Source organism: Actinokineospora spheciospongiae (genome assembly GCF_003182415.1).
GTDB classification, from domain to species: Bacteria; Actinomycetota; Actinomycetes; order Mycobacteriales; family Pseudonocardiaceae; genus Actinokineospora; species Actinokineospora spheciospongiae.
In genome coordinates this window covers 463,188-480,570 of the sequence record NZ_QHCP01000002.1, presented here as the reverse complement: position 1 = coordinate 480,570, position 17,383 = coordinate 463,188, and the positions used below count along the sequence as shown (strand labels likewise).

Annotated in this window: 17 protein-coding genes and 1 pseudogene; 10 read left to right on the top strand and 8 right to left on the bottom strand. The window is 72.9% G+C overall.

The genetic code is table 11. The features are described from left to right. Positions 1-43: 43 nt before the first annotated feature. Both DFQ13_RS05850 and DFQ13_RS05845 read left to right on the top strand, forming a co-directional pair. The gene (locus DFQ13_RS05850) at positions 44-637 is read left to right on the top strand and encodes a TetR/AcrR family transcriptional regulator (protein WP_110079094.1); all 594 of its coding nucleotides are present in this window, start codon (positions 44-46) and stop codon (positions 635-637) included. A gap of 212 nt (positions 638-849) precedes the next feature. Next, positions 850-2,178, top strand: coding sequence for a citrate synthase (locus DFQ13_RS05845; RefSeq protein WP_110079093.1), 1,329 nt, complete (start codon positions 850-852; stop codon positions 2,176-2,178). A 90-nt stretch (positions 2,179-2,268) separates the two neighbouring features. On the opposite strand, the gene DFQ13_RS05840 is transcribed toward DFQ13_RS05845, so the two are convergent. Beyond that, positions 2,269-3,465 (bottom strand): ABC transporter permease, encoded by a 1,197-nt coding sequence (locus tag DFQ13_RS05840; RefSeq protein ID WP_110079314.1) that lies wholly within the window; start codon positions 3,463-3,465, stop codon positions 2,269-2,271. Between the two features lie 293 nt (positions 3,466-3,758). Further along, positions 3,759-4,682, bottom strand: a pseudogene (locus tag DFQ13_RS05835) (ABC transporter ATP-binding protein); the annotation flags it as partial. Positions 4,683-4,863: 181 nt separating this feature from the next. Between DFQ13_RS05835 and DFQ13_RS05830 the strand changes: the two are divergent. The 3 genes from DFQ13_RS05830 to DFQ13_RS05820 are packed head-to-tail and all read left to right on the top strand — an operon-like array spanning position 4,864 to position 7,263. Further along, positions 4,864-5,301 carry a YbaB/EbfC family nucleoid-associated protein gene (locus tag DFQ13_RS05830; RefSeq protein WP_110079091.1) on the top strand — a complete coding sequence of 146 codons (438 nt, stop codon included), beginning with the start codon at positions 4,864-4,866 and terminating at the stop codon, positions 5,299-5,301. A 16-nt stretch (positions 5,302-5,317) separates the two neighbouring features. Further along, a complete protein-coding gene (locus DFQ13_RS05825) occupies positions 5,318-5,617 on the top strand; it encodes a type VII secretion target (RefSeq protein ID WP_035288383.1) in 300 nt (99 codons plus the stop codon). 8 nt (positions 5,618-5,625) lie between these two features. Next, positions 5,626-7,263 (top strand): EspA/EspE family type VII secretion system effector, encoded by a 1,638-nt coding sequence (locus DFQ13_RS05820; RefSeq protein WP_110079090.1) that lies wholly within the window; start codon positions 5,626-5,628, stop codon positions 7,261-7,263. A 54-nt stretch (positions 7,264-7,317) separates the two neighbouring features. Here the strand turns inward: DFQ13_RS05820 and DFQ13_RS05815 are convergent, their stop codons facing one another. After that, positions 7,318-8,859 (bottom strand): glycerol-3-phosphate dehydrogenase/oxidase, encoded by a 1,542-nt coding sequence (locus DFQ13_RS05815; RefSeq protein ID WP_110079089.1) that lies wholly within the window; start codon positions 8,857-8,859, stop codon positions 7,318-7,320. 31 nt (positions 8,860-8,890) lie between these two features. Then, positions 8,891-9,490 (bottom strand): TetR/AcrR family transcriptional regulator, encoded by a 600-nt coding sequence (locus DFQ13_RS05810; RefSeq protein ID WP_084176328.1) that lies wholly within the window; start codon positions 9,488-9,490, stop codon positions 8,891-8,893. Between the two features lie 29 nt (positions 9,491-9,519). On the opposite strand from DFQ13_RS05810, the gene DFQ13_RS05805 reads away from it, so the two are divergent. Then, positions 9,520-11,166, top strand: a complete 1,647-nt coding sequence (locus DFQ13_RS05805) for an FAD-binding oxidoreductase (RefSeq protein ID WP_110079088.1) — start codon at positions 9,520-9,522, stop codon at positions 11,164-11,166. Here DFQ13_RS05805 and DFQ13_RS05800 read toward each other — a convergent pair. Further along, the gene (locus tag DFQ13_RS05800) at positions 11,135-11,512 is read right to left on the bottom strand and encodes a hypothetical protein (RefSeq protein ID WP_110079087.1); all 378 of its coding nucleotides are present in this window, start codon (positions 11,510-11,512) and stop codon (positions 11,135-11,137) included. The genes DFQ13_RS05805 and DFQ13_RS05800 overlap by 32 nt on opposite strands. Positions 11,513-11,690: 178 nt before the next feature. Here DFQ13_RS05800 and DFQ13_RS05795 point away from each other — a divergent pair, with 178 nt between their 5' ends. Further along, complete coding sequence (locus tag DFQ13_RS05795) at positions 11,691-12,107, top strand: type II toxin-antitoxin system HicB family antitoxin (protein ID WP_035288395.1); 417 nt, start codon at positions 11,691-11,693, stop codon at positions 12,105-12,107. A 476-nt stretch (positions 12,108-12,583) separates the two neighbouring features. Here DFQ13_RS05795 and DFQ13_RS05785 read toward each other — a convergent pair whose 3' ends face one another. Beyond that, positions 12,584-13,393, bottom strand: coding sequence for an NmrA family NAD(P)-binding protein (locus DFQ13_RS05785; RefSeq protein ID WP_110079085.1), 810 nt, complete (start codon positions 13,391-13,393; stop codon positions 12,584-12,586). A 118-nt stretch (positions 13,394-13,511) separates the two neighbouring features. Here DFQ13_RS05785 and DFQ13_RS05780 point away from each other — a divergent pair, with 118 nt between their 5' ends. Genes DFQ13_RS05780 through DFQ13_RS05770 form a run of 3 tightly spaced genes read left to right on the top strand, consistent with a single transcriptional unit; the run spans position 13,512 to position 15,385 of the window. Then, positions 13,512-13,901, top strand: a complete 390-nt coding sequence (locus DFQ13_RS05780) for a winged helix-turn-helix transcriptional regulator (protein ID WP_110079084.1) — start codon at positions 13,512-13,514, stop codon at positions 13,899-13,901. Next, on the top strand, positions 13,902-14,960 hold the full coding sequence (locus DFQ13_RS05775) for a gamma-glutamylcyclotransferase family protein (protein WP_110079083.1): 1,059 nt from the start codon (positions 13,902-13,904) through the stop codon (positions 14,958-14,960). It abuts the gene before it with no gap. 41 nt (positions 14,961-15,001) lie between these two features. Next, positions 15,002-15,385, top strand: a complete 384-nt coding sequence (locus DFQ13_RS05770; protein ID WP_052021889.1) for a PRC-barrel domain-containing protein — start codon at positions 15,002-15,004, stop codon at positions 15,383-15,385. Here DFQ13_RS05770 and DFQ13_RS05765 read toward each other — a convergent pair. Further along, positions 15,375-16,625, bottom strand: coding sequence for a C39 family peptidase (locus DFQ13_RS05765; protein ID WP_110079081.1), 1,251 nt, complete (start codon positions 16,623-16,625; stop codon positions 15,375-15,377). The genes DFQ13_RS05770 and DFQ13_RS05765 overlap by 11 nt on opposite strands. Positions 16,626-16,686: 61 nt before the next feature. Further along, positions 16,687-17,295 carry a helix-turn-helix transcriptional regulator gene (locus DFQ13_RS05760; protein ID WP_052021890.1) on the bottom strand — a complete coding sequence of 203 codons (609 nt, stop codon included), beginning with the start codon at positions 17,293-17,295 and terminating at the stop codon, positions 16,687-16,689. Between the last annotated feature and the right edge of the window lie 88 nt (positions 17,296-17,383).

Sequence of the window (17,383 nt, the reverse complement as noted above, 5' to 3'; positions counted from 1 at the left end):
CAGAGTACTGCTCCGGTTCGGCGCCTGTCGATAACCTGGGGAGATGACCCGTACCACCCGGCGCGCGCCCACCGCCCGGCAGGCGGCGCTGCTGGACGAACTGCTGGCGCTGTTCCTCGCCGAGGGCTTCGCCGAGGCCACCCTCGACGACTTCGCCGCCCGGCTGCACTGCTCGAAGTCGACCCTCTACGCCCTGGCCCCCAGCAAGGAGCAACTGGCGCTGCGGGTGGTCGGCCAGTTCTTCCGGGTGGCCACCGAGCGCATCGAGAAGCGGGTCTCGGCGGCGGCGGACGCCCGCGAGCGGATCTCGGTCTACCTCTCCGGCGCCGCCGAGGAACTGGGGGTCGCCTCGGTCGCGTTCGTCACCGACGTGTCCGACTTCGCCCCCACCCGCGAGGTCTACCGGCGCAACGCCCAGGCCGCCGCCGCGCGCATCCGGGCGTTCATCACCGAGGGCGTCACCGAGGGGCTGTTCCGCGACGTGCACGCCCCGCTCGTCGGGGAGATGGCGGGCTGGTTGATCGAGGGCATCCAGGCCGGGGTGGTCGGTGAGCGGGCGGGGGTGTCCGACTCCGACGCCTTCGCGGGCCTGGCGGACCTGCTGCTCGGGGGCCTCGCCAGCCCGGCGGACCGCTGATCGGGTGACCGCTTGTGATACGTGTCCCAAGACCGCCCGCGAGCACGGCGTACGGGTGTCCGTAATGCGGCCCGAGCACTAGCGTAGGAAGCTCAGGACCCCAACGGGGCGGTGCTGCGCTGCGGCGACATCGAGCCGCGTTCGCACCCGACCAGGGCCGCACCGGTTCGGCCGTCATCACCGCCCTGTCCGAGTGTGAGAGGTACTTGCACATGCCAGACGGGACCGCTGTGCCCACCGGCACCGATCAGTCCGCGCGATCCGCAGCCCTCCGCTACCCCGGTGGCGAGCACGAGATGGCGATCGTCACCGCCACGGAAGGCACATCAGGCGTCGACCTGGGGAAGCTGCTGGCCAAGACCGGTCTGGTGACCCTCGACAGCGGGTTCGTCAACACCGCGTCGTGCTCCTCGGCGATCACCTACATCGACGGGGACGCGGGCATCCTGCGCTACCGCGGCTACCCGATCGAACAGCTCGCGGAGAAGTCGAGCTTCCTGGAGGTCAGCTACCTGCTGATCTACGGCGAGCTGCCGGGCAAGACCGAGCTGGAGGACTTCACCCACAAGATCAGCAGGCACACCCTGCTGCACGAGGACCTCAAGCGGTTCTTCGACGGCTTCCCGCGCGACGCGCACCCGATGCCGGTCTTGTCATCCGCCGTTTCCGCGCTGTCCACTTTCTACCAGGACAGCCTCAAGCCGTTCGACTCCGAGCAGGTGGAGATCTCCACCATCCGGCTGCTGGCCAAGCTGCCGACGATCGCCGCGTACGCCTACAAGAAGTCCGTGGGCCAGCCGTTCCTCTACCCCGACAACTCCCTCGGGCTGGTGGAGAACTTCCTGCGGATGACCTTCGGGTTCCCGGCCGAGACCTACGACCTCGACCCCACCCTGGTACGCGCGCTGGACCAGTTGTTCATCCTGCACGCCGACCACGAGCAGAACTGTTCCACCTCGACGGTCCGGCTGGTCGGCTCGTCCGAGGCGAACCTGTTCGCCAGCATCTCCGCGGGCATCAACGCCCTGTTCGGCCCGCTGCACGGCGGCGCCAACAGCGCGGTCCTGGACATGCTGGTCGGCATCCGCGACCAGGGCGGTGGCGACGTCGACGCCTTCGTGAAGAAGGTGAAGAACAAGGAGGACGGCGTCAAGCTGATGGGCTTCGGCCACCGGGTCTACAAGAACTACGACCCGCGCGCCGCCATCGTCAAGAAGACCGCCGACGACATCCTCGCCAAGCTCGGCGTGGACGACTCCCTCCTCGACATCGCCAAGCAGCTCGAGGAGCACGCCCTCGCCGACGACTACTTCGTCGAGCGCAAGCTCTACCCGAACGTCGACTTCTACACCGGCCTGATCTACCGGGCCATGGGCTTCCCGACGAAGTTCTTCACCGTGCTGTTCGCCCTGGGCCGCCTCCCCGGCTGGATCGCCCACTGGCGCGAGATGATCAACGACCCGGCCACGAAGATCGGCCGCCCCCGGCAGGTCTACACCGGGCACACCGAGCGCGAGTACAAGGCGCTCGCCGAGCGCTGAACCGCAGCTCACTGAGAGGGCCGTCCCCAGATCCGGGGCGGCCCTCTTGTCGTTCGCCCCCGGCGTCCCTGTCCCTCTACTGTGGACTGATCAGGAGGGTCGGGAACCGGCGCGCAGGGCGTCGCGGACCCTGACGCGGCCGTCGGTGCGGAGGATGGCGCCGGTGTAGACGCGGCCGCCGAGCCAGGCGAGGGCGGCGACGGCGGCGAGCAGGAGGGCGGCGGCCAGGAGGACCTGCCAGGCGGGGGCGGTGCCGAGGGCCAGGCGGGCGGGCATGAGGATCGGCGCGAACGGCGGCAGCAGCGACAGCACCGCGGTCCCCGTGCCGGTGGGGGAGCGGGTGAGCAGGCCGAAGGCGAGGACGAAGGTCAGCACCAGCACCGAGGTGACCGGCAGCAGGACCGCCTGCGTCTCCTCCTGCCGCGACACCAGCGAGCCCGCCGCCGCGAAGACCGCCGCGTAGAACAGGTAGCCCAGGACGTACCAGAACAGGCCCCACAGGAGCGTGCCCGCAGCGGCGGCGGGGATGGTCAGGGCGCCCGCGGTGGCGGCCAGGACCAGCCCGGCCGCGCCGATCACCGCCAACTGGGCCAACCCGACCAACCCCAGCCCGACGACCTTGCCCAGCAGCAACTGCCACGGGCGCACCGCCGCCAGCAGGATCTCCACGACCCGGCTCGACTTCTCCTCCACCACCCCCTGCGCCACCATCGTCCCGTGCAGCAGCAGGGACATGTACAGCAGCACGACCAGCACCAGCGCCACCGCCAGCCGCTGGTCCCCGGTGGGGTCCGGGGCGGCCAGGGCGTGCACGTCCACCGTGGCGTCGGACATGGTGGCCAGCAGGTCGTCCGGGCTCGCCCCGTCGTCGAGGGTGGCCAGGAGGCCGCGCAGGACCTCCTTCTGGACCAGGGTGTTCAGGGCGCCGCGCAGGTTCTCGTCGACCGAGTCGCGGACCAGCACGCGCAGGGTGCCCGGGGCACCGGTCACCAGGGCGTCCAGGTCGCCATCGGCCACCTGGGCCGCGCCCTCGGCCGGGTCGCGGACGGTGCTGGTGCTGACCGCCAGACCACGGGACCGGGCCTCGTCCCGCAACGGTTCCGCCACCGCGGTCGCCTGCCCGGACAACCCGACCCTGGTGTCGGTGTGCCGCGCGAACAGCGACGTCTGCACCAGCACGAACGCGACCAGCACCACCACCGACACGGCCGTGCCCACCAGGAACGAACGCGCCCGCAGCCGGGTCCGCACCTCCCGCCGCGCGATCACCCACACCGCCCTGGCCATCACCCGGACCGCCCCACCCCGTCGTCGAACCCGCCGCGCTCGCCCGGACCGCCGGCGCCCTGCCCGGGCACGCCGGGCGGGCCGTCCCGGTACCCGGCGTCGATGGGCTCGGACGAACCGTTCGCGGGCCACCCGATGTCCTGATCGGCCCCGGGCCACCGCGTTCCCCCACCCGGGCTCGCCGCGCCACCCGCGCTTGTCGCGCCGCTGGCGCCTGCCGCGCTCGCCACGCGGCCCGCGCCCGTGCCGTCACCCGTGCCCGCCCCGCTGGCCGCGCCCACTCCGCCACCCGGGGCCGCCGGGTCGGTTCGCCCCAGCACGTCCCGGTACAGCTCCGCCAGGCCCGGCCGGTCGCGGCGGAACTCCCGGACCGGTCCGGTGGCCAGTGCCGCGGCCAGGACCGGCTGGTCGTCCGCCCCCTCGGCCAGCCGCAGCGTCGTCCGGCTCCCGGCCACCGCCAGCACCCGCACCCCCGGCAGCCGGTCGGCCCAGCCCGCCGCCGCGCCGGGCGCGTCCACGACCAGGGTGGTGCCGCTGCCCGCGCGCAGTTCCCCGACCGTCCCCGTGGCCACCACCCGGCCCGCGCGGATGATGCCCACCCGGTCGCACAGCCGTTCCACCAGGTCGAGCTGGTGGCTGGAGAACAGCACCGGCACCCCGCGCGCCGCCTGGTCGCGCAGCACCCCCGCCAGGACGTCCACCGCGGTCGGGTCCAGCCCGGAGAACGGTTCGTCGAGGACCAGCAGCTCCGGGCCGTGCACCAGTGCGGCGGCAAGCTGCACGCGCTGCTGGTTGCCCAGGCTCAGCCGCTGGACCTCCTGCTCGCGGTGCGGGCGCAGGCCGAGGCGGGCGATCCAGTACTCGGCGGCGCGGTGGGCGTCGTCGACCGGCAGGCCGTGCAGTTCGGCCAGGTAGACCAGGTGGTCGAGGACGCGCATCCGCGGGTAGAGGCCGCGTTCCTCCGGGAGGTAGCCGAAGCGGGCGCGGCGGGCCGGGGTGATCGGTTCGCCCGCCCAGGTGACCCGGCCGGAGTCGGCGGGCAGCACGCCCAGCACGATCCGCATGGCTGTGGTCTTGCCCGCGCCGTTGCCGCCGACGAAGCCGAACACCTCGCCGCGGTCGACCCGCAGGGTGAGGTCGTCGCAGGCGGTGCGGGTGCCGAAGCGCTTGCACACGCGGTCGACCACGAGGCCGGTGGCGCCGTCGGCTGCGAGCACTGGCGACCCCCTCCCACCCGGTCCCGTCCTGCCCCAGTATCCCCGTCGGGGGCGGGTGGGCACCGGCCGGCCGGTGCGACCGCAAACGAGTTGGGCGTTTCCCTCCCGGCCGGGAACCGATCAGAGGATGCTCCGTCAAAGATGGGCGGATGATCCGGGTAGGACCATTGGAGAGATCAGGATGAATCCTGAACAGTGGCTCGCGCAGTACAACGACGAGCTGCAGGCGGTGGCGGCGCGGGCGGCCAAGACCGAGAAGGCGCTGCGCGAGGTGGGCGGTGCGGCCACCTCCTCCGACGGGGAGATCTCCGTGCGGGTCAGCGCCAACGGGGTCACCACCGGCCTCGTCCTGCGCCAGGGGGTCCGCGAGCTGGAGCCCGAGCACCTGGCCCGGCAGATCCTGGAGGTCACCCGGCAGGCGCAGCGCGACGCGAGCGCGCAGGTGCTGGCGGCCATGGAGGGCCTGGTGGGCGACAGCCCGGCGCTCGACGTCGTGAAGGCGAGCATGCCCGAGGGCTACGCCGGGGACGCCGAGGACACCGGTCGACCGGTCCGCCGCGGGCGCGACGACCGGTCCGACGACGAATACTTCGACAACCCACCCGAAGTCGTCAACTAGAACAGGGCGGAATCCGATGGGCACAGGTTTCAACGTCAACGTGCAGGAGCTGGTGAAGCACGCCGCGACCGTGGCGACCATCTCCTCCCAGGTGAACGCCGCCACCGGGTCGGCGCAGGCCGTCTCCGGGGACGCCTTCGGGATGATCGGGCAGTTCTTCGCCCAGGCCATCCTCGGTGCCTGCGGTGACGTGGTGCAGGGCATCACCAAGGTCGCCACCGCGGTCGACGACGTCCGCAAGGGCATCGAGGCCGTCGCCAAGGAGTACCAGGACATCGACTCGGCGAACGCGAACACGTTCGCCGGAAGGCTGTGAGGCGCCGGATGACCAGCACCACCCAGACCACCCCGACCGCCTCCGGCCCGCGCACCGCCGAGCAGGGCGCGCAGAACATCACCAACGACATCACCAGCGTGAAGTCGGCCATCGAGCGCGGGGACTGGCTCGAGGCGGGCATGTCCATCACCAACGTGGCGATGGACGTCATCGGCATCGCGGGCGACCCGCTCTCGGCCGCGGGCAGCGCCGGGTTCGGCTGGATCATCCAGCACATCTCGTTCCTGCGGAAGCCGTTCGAGGCGTTGTTCGGCAGCGCCGAGTCGATCCTGGGCAGCTCGTCGGGTTGGGGCAAGACCGGCTCGCAGCTCACCCAGACCGCCGAGCAGTTGCGGCAGGCGTCGGTGAAGGAGACCGGCAACTGGACCGGCGTCGCCGCCGACGGCTACCGCAAGGCCGCCGCCACCCAGGCGCAGGGGCTCGACGCGCTCGCCGAGGTCAGCAAGGCCATCGGCGAGACCATCAAGGGCGCGGGCCAACTGCTCGCCGAGGTCCGCAAGACGGTGCTGGACTTCATCAACAAGTGCGTCATGAAGGTCATCCAGATCATCATCGAGGCGCTGGCCAAGGCGTGGCTGAGCTTCGGCGCCAGCATCGCCGAGGGCATCGCCCGCTCGATCGCCGAGGCCGTGCAGACCGCGCAGAAGATCGCCTCGAAGATCCAGAAGTTCGTCTCCTCGCTGCAGAAGATCATGCAGGCCGTGCAGAAGATCGTGCAGCTCGCCAAGGCGGTCAAGCAGCTCCTGGCGACCATCGGCGGCAAGGCCGCGGGCACCGCCCCGGCCGCCACCACGCAGGCGCCGCAGGTCAACCCCGGTCAGCTCGACACCGCGGCGAACACCCAGTACAGCAACAACGGGCAGACCAACCAGGCCAACTACAACCAGGGCCAGGTGCCCGGCTACGGCGGCTACCAGCCGCTGCCGGGCGGTCAGCAGAACACCGCGAACTACGGCCAGCGCCCCGCCCCGGGCTACGGCGGGTACCAGCAGCCGGGCGGCGGGCAGACCAACCCCGCCAACTACGGCCAGACCCCCGCACCCTCGTACGGCGGCTACCAGCAGCCCACCGGCGGCGGCTCCCACCAGCAGCCGAGCTACGGGCAGCAGCCGAGCATCCCGTCCTACGGCGGTTACCAGCAGCCGACCGGCGGTTCCCCGTACACCAACCCCGGCGTGCCGACCACCGGCGTCCCGGGGCAGGTGACCCCGCCCGGCGGCTGGGGCCCCTCCGGCCCGCCGCCCACCCCCGGCGCCCCGGCGTCCATGGTGGACCGGGCCCGCTGGATCGGCTCCGCGGTGGAGATCCTGATCAACCACGGCGTCGACCCGGCGAAGATCGACGCGGGCCAGATCGCGCAGATCGTCGACCGCGCCTCCGGCGGCAACCCGCACGCGGTCGACCTGTCCGGCCCCGGCGCCACCGACGGCAACCCGCCCAAGGGGATGCTCCAGGTGACCGACTCGCAGTTCCAGCAGCACCAGGTCCCCGGTCACGGCAACATCTGGGAGCCGATCGACAACATGCTGGCGGGTGTGCGGCACATCCTCCAGGAGTGGGGTTCGATCATGGTCCTGCTGGAGGCGCTGAATTCCGGCGACGACAAGATGACCATCCAGGCCTGAGGCCGCAGCACGCCGGAGAGGCCGCTTCCCGTTGGGAGGCGGCCTCTTCCGCGTCTAGACCGCGCTGGTGAGGCCCGCCAGGGCGCGGTCGACGAGCGAGGTGACCGCGGGGGCGGCGGCCTCGGCGTCGGCCGGGACGAGGGCGAGGCGGGTGCGGCGCTCCAGGACGTCGGCCGCGGTGAGGGCGCCCTCGTTGCGGACGGCCCAGACGACCTCGGCGGCGGTGGTGCGGTGCGCGATCGGCGCGGCCAGGTCGGGGTCCAGCTCACCCAGGGCGTGCACGACCGGGGCCTCGGTGCCGTACCGCTCCACCAGGTGCCCCGGTGCGTCCAGTGTGGACAGAACGGTGCGCGGGGCGGCGCCGACCAGCGGGAGGGTCGCGGTGGTGCTGGGACCGGCGTTGAGGCCCGCGTGCGCGATCGCGCGGTCGACCGCGTCGGCGGCCATCCTGCGGTAGGTGGTCAGCTTGCCGCCCACCACCGTGATCACCCCGCCGCGGGAGGTCAGCACGGCGTGGTGGCGCGACAGGTCGGCGCTGCGGCCGGTGGCGGGCAGCAGCGGGCGCAGCCCGGCGAACGACCCGAGCACGTCGGCCCGGCGCAGCGGGGTGGCCAGGGCGGAACCCGCGACGTCGAGCAGGAGGTCCACATCGGACTGCGGGACCGTCGGCACGTCCGGGATCGGGCCGTCCACCGGCTCGTCGGTCAGCCCCAGGTAGGCGCGGCCGTCGGGCTGGGGCAGCAGCAGCGCGTACCGGCCCAGGGAGATCGGCACCATCAGCGCCGACCCGGTCAGCCCCGCCGCCCGCGCGTCGAGCACCAGGTGGGTGCCGCGCGAGGGGCGCAGGGTGACCTCGTCGACGAGCGTGCCCGCCCAGACGCCCGTCGCGTTGACCACCGCGCGGGCCCGCACCTCGAACGGCGAGTCGGTGAGGGCGTCGGTCACCGCGGCGCCGGTGCCGGTCAGCGCGGTCACGCGCGCCCGCGTGAGCACCCGCGCACCCAGGCCCGCCGCGGTCCTGGCCAGCGCCACCACCAGCCGGGCGTCGTCGACGAGCTGCCCGTCGAACGACAGCAGCCCGCCGCGCAGGCCGTCGCGGCGCAGGCCCGGCACCAGGGCCAGCGCCTCCGGTGCCGACACCCGGCGCGGGCGGGGCAGCAGCGCCGACGGGGTGCCCGCCGAGCGGCGCAGGGCGTCGCCCGCCAGCAGGCCGGACAGGGTCAGCGCCGCGTCCCGGCCGGTGGTCGGGCGGTGCAGCGGGATGAGCTGCGGCAGCGCCCGGGTCAGGTGCGGGGCGGTGGTGGTCATCAGCACCCCGCGCTCGACCGCGCTCTCCCTGACCAGCCCGACGTCGCCCTTCGCCAGGTAGCGCAGGCCGCCGTGGACGAGCTTGCTCGACCAGCGGGAGGTCCCGTGCGCGAGGTCCTGGGCCTCCAGCAGGGCCACGCTCAGCCCGCGCGCCGCCGCGTCCAGCGCCACCCCGGCGCCGGTGACCCCGCCGCCGACCACCAGCAGGTCGACCACCTCACCCCCGGCGAGCGCGGCCAGGTCGGCGGCGCGGCGGGCGGCGTTGAGGGCGGTGCGGGGCTCGGGCACGGGAACTCCCTGGTCGGGGTCGGTGGGCTGGTCAGGGGCGGAGGGTGGTCTCCAGCAGGTGGGCCAGTTCGGCGAGCAGGTCCTCGGGGTCGAGGTCGGCGGTGGCCGGGACGTGCGAGAGCACGAACGACTGCACCACCAGCAGCAGCGCCCTGGCCTGCACCAGCGGGTCGGCCCGGCGCACGGTGCCGTCGGCGTGGCCCGCCTCGAGCTGCGCGCGCAGGAACCGCTCGGCGATCTGCTGCGTGCTGCCCAGCCGGGACACCACGTAGGGCAGCACCAGTTCGCCGTCGCGGTCGAGCACGGTTCGCATCAGCGGGTCGTTGGCGATCGCCCGGACCCCCGCGACCGCGCCGCTCACCAGCCGGTCCCTGGCCGAGGGCCGGTCGGCGACCGAGTCCTGGGTGCGGGCGAGCGCCTGGCCGAACTCCCTGGTCATCAGGGCCGCCAGCAGGCTGCGCACGTCCGGGAACCGCCGGTACAGCGTCATCCGGCTGACCTCGGCCCGGCGGGCGACGTCGGTCAGCGTCGTGCGCCGCACCCCGGTGGCCAGCACGCAGTCGCGGGCGGCGTCGAGCAGGACGTCGTCGGCCACCCGCGTGGGCGCACTGCTGTGACGTTTGGACGTCATATGTCACACTCTATCCCGTGAGCGCTGAGATGGACCACCTCGACCACCTGGTGCGAAGCGGTTGGACGCGGGCCGGAGCGGCGGACGCGGACCTGCCCGCCCACGCGAGCAGGTGGCTGGCCGCCCGCACCGGCCTGCGCCCGGCGAGCACGCCGGTCGCCCCGGGCTCGGTGGCCCCGGTGCCCGACTCCGCCCTGCCCGCCGCGGTGCGGGCCGTCCTGGGGTCCATTGTCGGGGCCGAGCACGTCCTGGTCGAGTCGCCCGACCGGCTCGCCCGCGCGGGCGGACTGTCCTACTTGGACCTGCTGCGCCGCCGGGGCGCCGGGGACCTCGCCGTCCCGGACGCCGTGGTCGTCCCCGCCGACCCCGCCGAGGTGGTCCGGGTGCTCGCCGCCTGCGCCGAGCACGGGGTCGCGGTGGTCCCCTTCGGCGGCGGCACGTCCGTGGTCGGCGGGGTGTCGGCGCTGCGCGGCGGCTTCGACTCGGTCATCGCCCTCGACCTCGTCCGCCTCGACCGGCTGGTCAGCGTCGACCCGGTGTCGCGGCTCGCGGTCTTCCAGGCGGGCGTCCCCGCCCCGGTCGCGGAGCGGCTGCTGGCCCGGCACGGGTTCACCCTCGGGCACTTCCCGCAGTCCTACGAGCGCGCCACCATCGGCGGCTTCGCCGCCACCCGCTCCTCCGGCCAGGCCTCCGCGGGCTACGGCCGCTTCGAGGACATGGTGGCGGGCGTGCGCGTCGCCACCCCGCGCGGCGACTGGCGGCTGGGCACCGCCCCCGCCAGCGCCGCGGGCCCGGACCTGCGCCAGCTCGTGGTCGGCAGCGAGGGCGCGTTCGGCGTGATCACCGAGGTCACCCTGCGGGTGCGGCCCAAGCCGGTGCTCTCCCGCCACGAGGGCTTCGTCCTCGACGGCTGGGAGGCGGGCGCCGAGGCGGTGCGCGCGCTCACCCAGGAGGACGTGCGCGGCGCGGTCACCCGCCTGTCGGACCCCGAGGAGACCGAGGTCGGCTTCACCATGAACGGCGGCTGGAAGACCCGGGCCGTCCGCGCGTACCTGCGGGCGCGCGGCGTGCGCGAACCGTGCCTGCTGGTCATCGGCTGGGAGGCGTCGTCTGCGGCGGCACTGCGGGCCAAGCGGGCGGCCACGCTGCGGGTGCTGCGCGGCGCGGTCCCCCTCGGCCGCCCGGTCGGCGAGGCCTGGCGCCGCGGCCGCTTCTCCGGCCCCCGCCAGCGCGACGCCCTGATGGACGCGGGCGTGTGCGTCGAGACCCTGGAAACCGCCGCCCACTGGTCCGGGCTGTCCGCCCTGCGCACGGCGGTCACGGCGGCGCTGACCGGCTCGCTGACCCGCGACGGCCGCCGCCCCGTCGTCGCCTGCCACATCTCCCACACCTACGAGACGGGCGCGTCGCTCTACTTCACCGTCCTGGTCCCCCGCGACCCCGCCGACCCGGTCGGGCAGTGGCAGCGCGCCAAGCACGCCGCCAGCACCGCCATCACCACCCTCGGCACCATCACCCACCACCACGCCGTGGGCGTCGACCACGCCCCCTACCTGAGCGCCGAGATCGGCGACCTCGGCGTGGACGTGCTGCGCGCGGTGAAGGCGGAACTGGACCCGGCGGGCGTGCTGAACCCCGGCAAGCTCATCCCCGGACCCGCCACCGGACAACGGTGAGCGCCAACCCGCCGACCACCCCGGCGGCGAGCAGCGGGAACCCGGTCGCCGCCCGGTCGCTGATCGCCTCCTCGCAGATCCCGACGTAGGCGACCACGGTCGACCGGTCGGTGGACCGCAGGTCGTCGGTCACCCACCGCGTCTCCACCCCGCCGACGACGTTCCCGCAGTTCACCGACCCGGCACCGGGGTCGGGGTTGGCGACGTGCACGGGGACCAGGAGGAGGGTCAGGCCGAGCAGCAGCGCGGCCACCGCCAGCACGGCCGCGAAGCGGCGCGGGGTCAGCGTGATCTGCGCGAGCGGGTCCGCCGCCGGACGGGGTTCGCGGGGGTCCTCAGCGGTCATGCCCCGAGCGTGGCCCATCGGCGGCGGAAAAGCCCAGGGTTTCGCGGAGAAGAGAGCACTCGGAGAGTGTCCACTTGAGATGAGCGCTCCAGTCACCGCACGTACGTTGCGTACGTGGTGTACTTGACGTACGCGCCAGCTCAGGGCACCATCGATGATGTGGTGAAGGGGGTTGGGCATGTCCGCTGTTCACGCAGATGGCTTCAATGACGCGCGCACGCACCTGAAGGAATTGTTCAACGCTGCACTTCGCGGACACGTCGCGACGGTACGGCGAGACAATTCGCAGGTTGTTTTGGTCGACGGCGATCGCATGCGCCATTTCCTGGCGTCCATAATTTCATCCAAGGCCGAAGTGGTCAATGAGGGCGGTGGCTGGTCGGTCTTCATCCCCGGACTGCCCGTGGCCGCGGACGGGGCCACTTTCAACGATGCGATCGACGAGATGGTCGATGCTCTGCGAGAGTATGCCGACGATTGGCAGGAGCGACTTTCGGTTGCGCCCAACCATCAGGAAAATTGGGCACTCGTGCAGTTGATCAGCCTCAGTGGCGATCTCGAGCTTCGAGACTGGTTGGTGGGATCTCCTCGGTGAGTTGGCCTCGGGCAACCCGGCAAGATCATGAAAGTTTCTGTCGTGTCGAGGGGTGGCAACGCGTCCGGGATGCGGTTGGCAGGAAAGGGACCCATCATGTGACTTACGAGTTCGCTGTGCATGATGGCCGGATTCTCCGAACTCGAATCTCGCATCCGGTCGACCGGTCGGACTATGGTCCAAGTATGTGGTCTCATATTCTTCGAGATCAGCTCGACGTTGTTGAAGCGGTGTTCTGGGATTGTGTGCGCCACAAGGTGAAGCCGAATCGTGGCGCTCCGGAGCCTCCGACCGAAGCGCTCCCGGTCGACCTCGTGCACCTGTTGATCAATAGGGTTGGTCTCGGTGAGGACGAGGTTGCGGCGATGAGCAGGGAAGAGGCGATAGCTCGGGTGAACCGCCACTGGGCAGAGGGTGGATGACCGCGCCTGTCGGTGCCTGGTGATGGGTTGATCCAGAGTCGCGGTGAAAAGGAGTCAGGCCAGGGTGGTCTTGACCGCGTCCTCGATGGGGGTCGGGGTGTGGCCGAGGAGGGTGGCGAGGTCGGGGCGGACCTCGGCGAAGACGCCGGTGGCGATGTTGGCCTCGATGTCGGTCAGCAGGTCCGCCACCGGCTCGGGCAGGCCGAAGCCGACCAGGGCCGCCCGGCGCTGCGCGGGGGTCACCGCCGTGTGCGTGGTGCCCGCGAGGGCGGCCAGTTCGTCGAAGGTCCAGGCGGTGGGGCCGGTCAGCTCGTAGGTCTTGCCGTGGTGGCCGGGTTCGGTGAGGGCGATCGCGGCGGCCTTGGCGAGGTCGTCGCGGGCGGCGGTGGCGATCCGGCCGGTGCCCGCCGCGGTGGTGAGGGGGCCTTGGAGCAGGGCCGGGACGTAGTTCTCGTGGTACATGCCGTTGCGCAGGAAGGTGTGGGCGACGCCCGTGGCGCGGATGGCTTCCTCGGTGGCCTTGTGGTCGGCGGCGAGGGCGACCGGGGAGGTGTCGGCGTCGGTGACGCTGGTGTAGGCGATGTGGCGGACGCCCGCGGCGACCGCCGCTCGCACGGTGGCCCGCTGCGTCGTCGCGCGGTCGGGGCCGTCGGCGGAGATCAGCAGGAGGGAGTCGATGCCGGTGGGGTCGATGCCCGTGGCGAAGTCGCCCCGGCGGACCTCGATGCCCTGGGTGGCGAGGGGTTCGGCCTTGCGCGGGTCGCGGACGGACACGGCGATGTCCGCGGCGGGGACGCGGGCGAGGAGGTGGTGGACGACGCGGGCGCCGAGGTGGCCGGTGGCGCCGGTGACCAGGTACTTCACGGTGGACTCCTTCGGAAGCGGGGTGTTGGGGCCACCGTAGGAGTGTTACTTTCTCTTCGTAAGTACCTACCTTCGAGTGCTGTACTTACCTTGAGGGAAGAAATGAGGTCAGCGCGGTATGGGCGTGACTGAGGCCACACCTTTCCGGGCGAACGTGTTCGACCCGAACTGCCCCGGGCGGGGCGTGATGGAGCACGTCGCCAGCCGGTGGGGGGTGCTCGTGCTCGGGGTGCTGCTCGACGGGACCCTGCGCTTCGGCGAGGTCCGGCAGGCCGTCGGCGGGGTCAGCGAGAAGATGCTGGCGCAGACCCTGCAGGCGCTGGAGCGCGACGGGCTCGTGCACCGGGAGGTGCGGCCGGTGATCCCGCCGCACGTGGACTACTCCCTGACCGACCTCGGGCGGCCGATCGCGGAGGGCGTGCGCGGGCTCTACCGGCTCATCGAGGAGTCGACGCCGTCCGTGCTGGCGGCGCAGGCCGCCTTCGACGAGCGCAGGGCCGCCCGCTAGGTGTTCGTCGACGCCGAGTTCCCCGCCGTCCCCTACCCGGGCGCCCGGCCGCCGTACTCCTACGCGCACGACGGCGGGCGCGGTGTCCGGCTCACCGCCGACCCCGCCGCGCTGTCCGGGTGGCGGGCGGGTGGCGTCGACCTCGACGAGTGGCTGGACACGCGCGGGGGTGCGCCGATGGCCGGGCGGGTTCCCGTGCTGTCCTACGGGTCGAACCCGTGCCCGTCGAAGCTGACGTGGTTGCGGGACGCGCTCGGGTTGGTGGGGCCGGTGGTGGTGCTGCGGGCCCGGTGCACCGGGCTGGCCGCGGTGTGGGCGGCCGGGTTGCGCGTGGTCGACGACCAGCGGCCGGTGGTGCTCGCCGCGCTGGACGGGGTGGAGGACCACGCGGTGCTGATGCTGGCACCGGAGCAGGTGGCGGTGCTCGACGTGTGCGAGGGGCGCGGCCACCGGTACGCCCTGGCCCGGGTGCGCACCGGCACGGTGGAACTCCTGGATGTCACAGCCGACGGCCCCTTCATCCATGGCGTGCTCGCCTACGTCGGTGCGGCGGTGATCCGCAGGCCGCTGCTGGTGTCCGGTGCCCCGGTGCGCTGCGCGGACGTCCCGCAGGCCGAGGCCGTCGGGTTGATCGGCGAGCCCGCGGCGGATGACGGGCTCGACGTCGAGGTCGTCAGCGGCCCGCCCGCCCCGGAGGCGTTCCCCGACAGGCTCTTCGTCTACGGCACGCTGCAACCCGGTGCGCCGATGTGGCCCCTGCTGGCCGGGGTGGCCCGCGGTGAGCCCCGGCCCGGCCGGTTGGCGGGATCGTTGTACGACACCGGTTTGGGCTACCCGGCGCTGCGCCTCGGCGACGGGCCCGGGGTGTCGGGCTGGACGGTGCCGCTGCGCGTGGGGGTGTCGCTGGCGGCGCTCGACGAGTACGAGGGGCCGGAGTACGCGCGGGTCCGGGTGGTCGTCGACGGGGTCTGGGCGTGGACCTACGTGTGGTTGGAACCGGTCGAGGGGATGTCCGTGCTGTCCGCGCCCTGGCCCGTCCACGGCAACACGGACGGGTGAACTCCGGGTTGGGGCGGGCGGGCGGCGGGAATGGTTGGGGTGTGGAACTGTCCGGACTCGACGCCTACGACCCCGCGGGCAACAGGATCGGCCGCATCGGCGGCGTCTACCTCAACCGGGGCACCGGGGAGCCGGAGTGGGCCGTCGTCCACACCGGACTGCTCGGCCTTCGGGAGAACTACCTGCCGCTGGCGGGCGTCCGCCCCGTCGGGGACGGTGTGCAGGTGGGCGTGGGCAAGGGCGTCGTCCGGGGCGCCCCGCGCGCCGACGGTCCGCTGACCGACACCGCGCCGCTGTGCGCCCACTACGGCCTCCCGCCGGGTGCCGTCCCGGTCCCGGCACCGCGCACGCCCTCGGACGTGCCGCGGCGCCGGTACGTCGTGGCACCGGACCTCACCGTGACCGCGGAGTGCTCTACCGCGTGATGATGTAGGCGATCCCGCCCGAACCGCCCGCGACCGCACCGGACGCGGTGTACCGCTTGGTGCGCAACCAGATGTTCTCGAACTGCGCCCGCTTGTACACGTGCCGCACCGCCGCGTTGTCCGGCGACGCCGGGTCGTTGGCGATCACGTCGCCCTCGGCGGTGAAGCCGACGACGACCATCAGGTGCCCCGCGGTGCCGTAGCCCGCGCCGTCGAGTTCGTCCGCCCGGAAGGACTGCGAGGTGACCACCGGGATGCCGCGGGCGATGTGGGCCTCCAGCTCGGTCAGCGACCGCAGCCGGGTCACGTGCGCCGACAGGCCGTAGGACGCGGCATAGGCGGTGTTGAACGGCCAGTTGCCGGTGCCGTCGTAGTCGTGGTCGTAGGTGGCGCGGGCCGCGTGGTCGACCGAGCGGTCGGCGTAGGTCGGGTCCACCCAGGCCAGGTCGTCGGCCGACGGCCGCTTGCCCCAGTACTCGACCACCATCTGCGTCGAGGTGGGGCTGCACCACGCCTCACCGCCGCCGCCGTACTGCGGGTACTGCCCGATGTGGACGTTCTGCGAGTACGCGGGCACCGCCAGCTCCACCGCCCGCCCGAGCGACGGCGTGCTGGCCGCGACGGTGAACCGGTCCGGGATGGCCGAGGTCATCGCCCCGGCGGTGCGCAGCGTCGGCGTGGCCTGGGTGCCGGTGGCCCGGAACAGGGTGACCCGGAGCTGGTAGGCGCGCAGCGGCCTGCCCGGGGCGGCGACGAAGGTGTCCACGTCGACGTACCCGGTGTCGTCGGACTGGTCGGGCACGCTGCTGCGGATGATGTCCTGGTCGCCCAGCGCCCAGCGGCCCAGGGTGAACCAGGTCGGGCCGTCGCCGCGCAGCTCCACCCGCAGCCAGGTGCCCGCGGGGGTGGTGGCGTTCCAGGAGGCGACGAGCTGGGTGGCGTCGAAGCCCGGCCGGTGGACCGGGGAGGTCCAGGTGCTGTAGTCGTAGCGGCGGGTGGTGCCCAGTTCGGGTTCGGTGTGCTCGACGCTGCCCGCGGGCCTGCCGATGCGCAGCCCGCCCGGGCCGGGGAGCAGGCCGTCGGAGCGGCCTCCCGCGAAGTCGCGCGGGAAGGTCCACCGGTGGTGGTCGACCGGCGCGCCGTCGGGGCGGTGCGTGGTGGTCGCGGACGCGGGTGGGGTGGCGACCGCGGCGGCGGCCAGTACGGCGACCCCGGCGGTGAGCAGGCGCAACGGTCTCATGTCGAGAATTTTCGCGCCACCCGGTCAGTATGTAAACAGCCGTCACCGGCTTGCCGCGCGGTCAGCCCGCGGGTGGCGCCTGTTCGGACGGACCGGCGTCGAGTTCGGCGAGGAAGTCCGCCCAGAACTCCTCCACGCAGCGCTCGAACCGGATGCCCAGTTCCAGGGACTTGAGCTGCCACGGGTCCGCCACCCCGGCGACCTGCCCGTACTGCACGACGTAGTTGTCCCCGCGCGCCTTGTGCGACTCGTAGCGGTCCCTGGCCAGGCCGCGCAGGGTCCGCGGGTTGCCGTGCGCGGCGAAGAACAGCTTCAGCAGGCCGAGGTCGCGGACCTCGGTCTCCTCCGGCGTGGGGGCGACCAGCCACTCGCGCAGTGCCTCCCGGCCCGCCTCGGTGATCGAGTAGGTGCGCCTGCGCCTGCCGCCGTCCTCGACCGCGGAGACCACCAGGCCGTCCTCGGCCAGTCTGCTCGGCTCGTCGTAGAGCTGGGAGTGGGCGAACGCCCAGAAGTGGCCGATGGTGTAGCCGACCCGCTGCTTGAGGTCGTAGCTGGTCGCCGGACCCGCGGAGAGCATTCCCAGGACGACGTAGGACGTCGCGTTGAGCTTGCGACCACGTGCGCTGGACTCGCCTGACAGGCCGGTCACCTCCCCGTTCGCGCCGCCCACAGTGCGAACCATACCCATCCCGGGAGCGGCGGGGGCGGGCGGACGCGCCTCGCCCCGGCCGGGCCGGGCGGGTTCGCGCGGGGCCGGG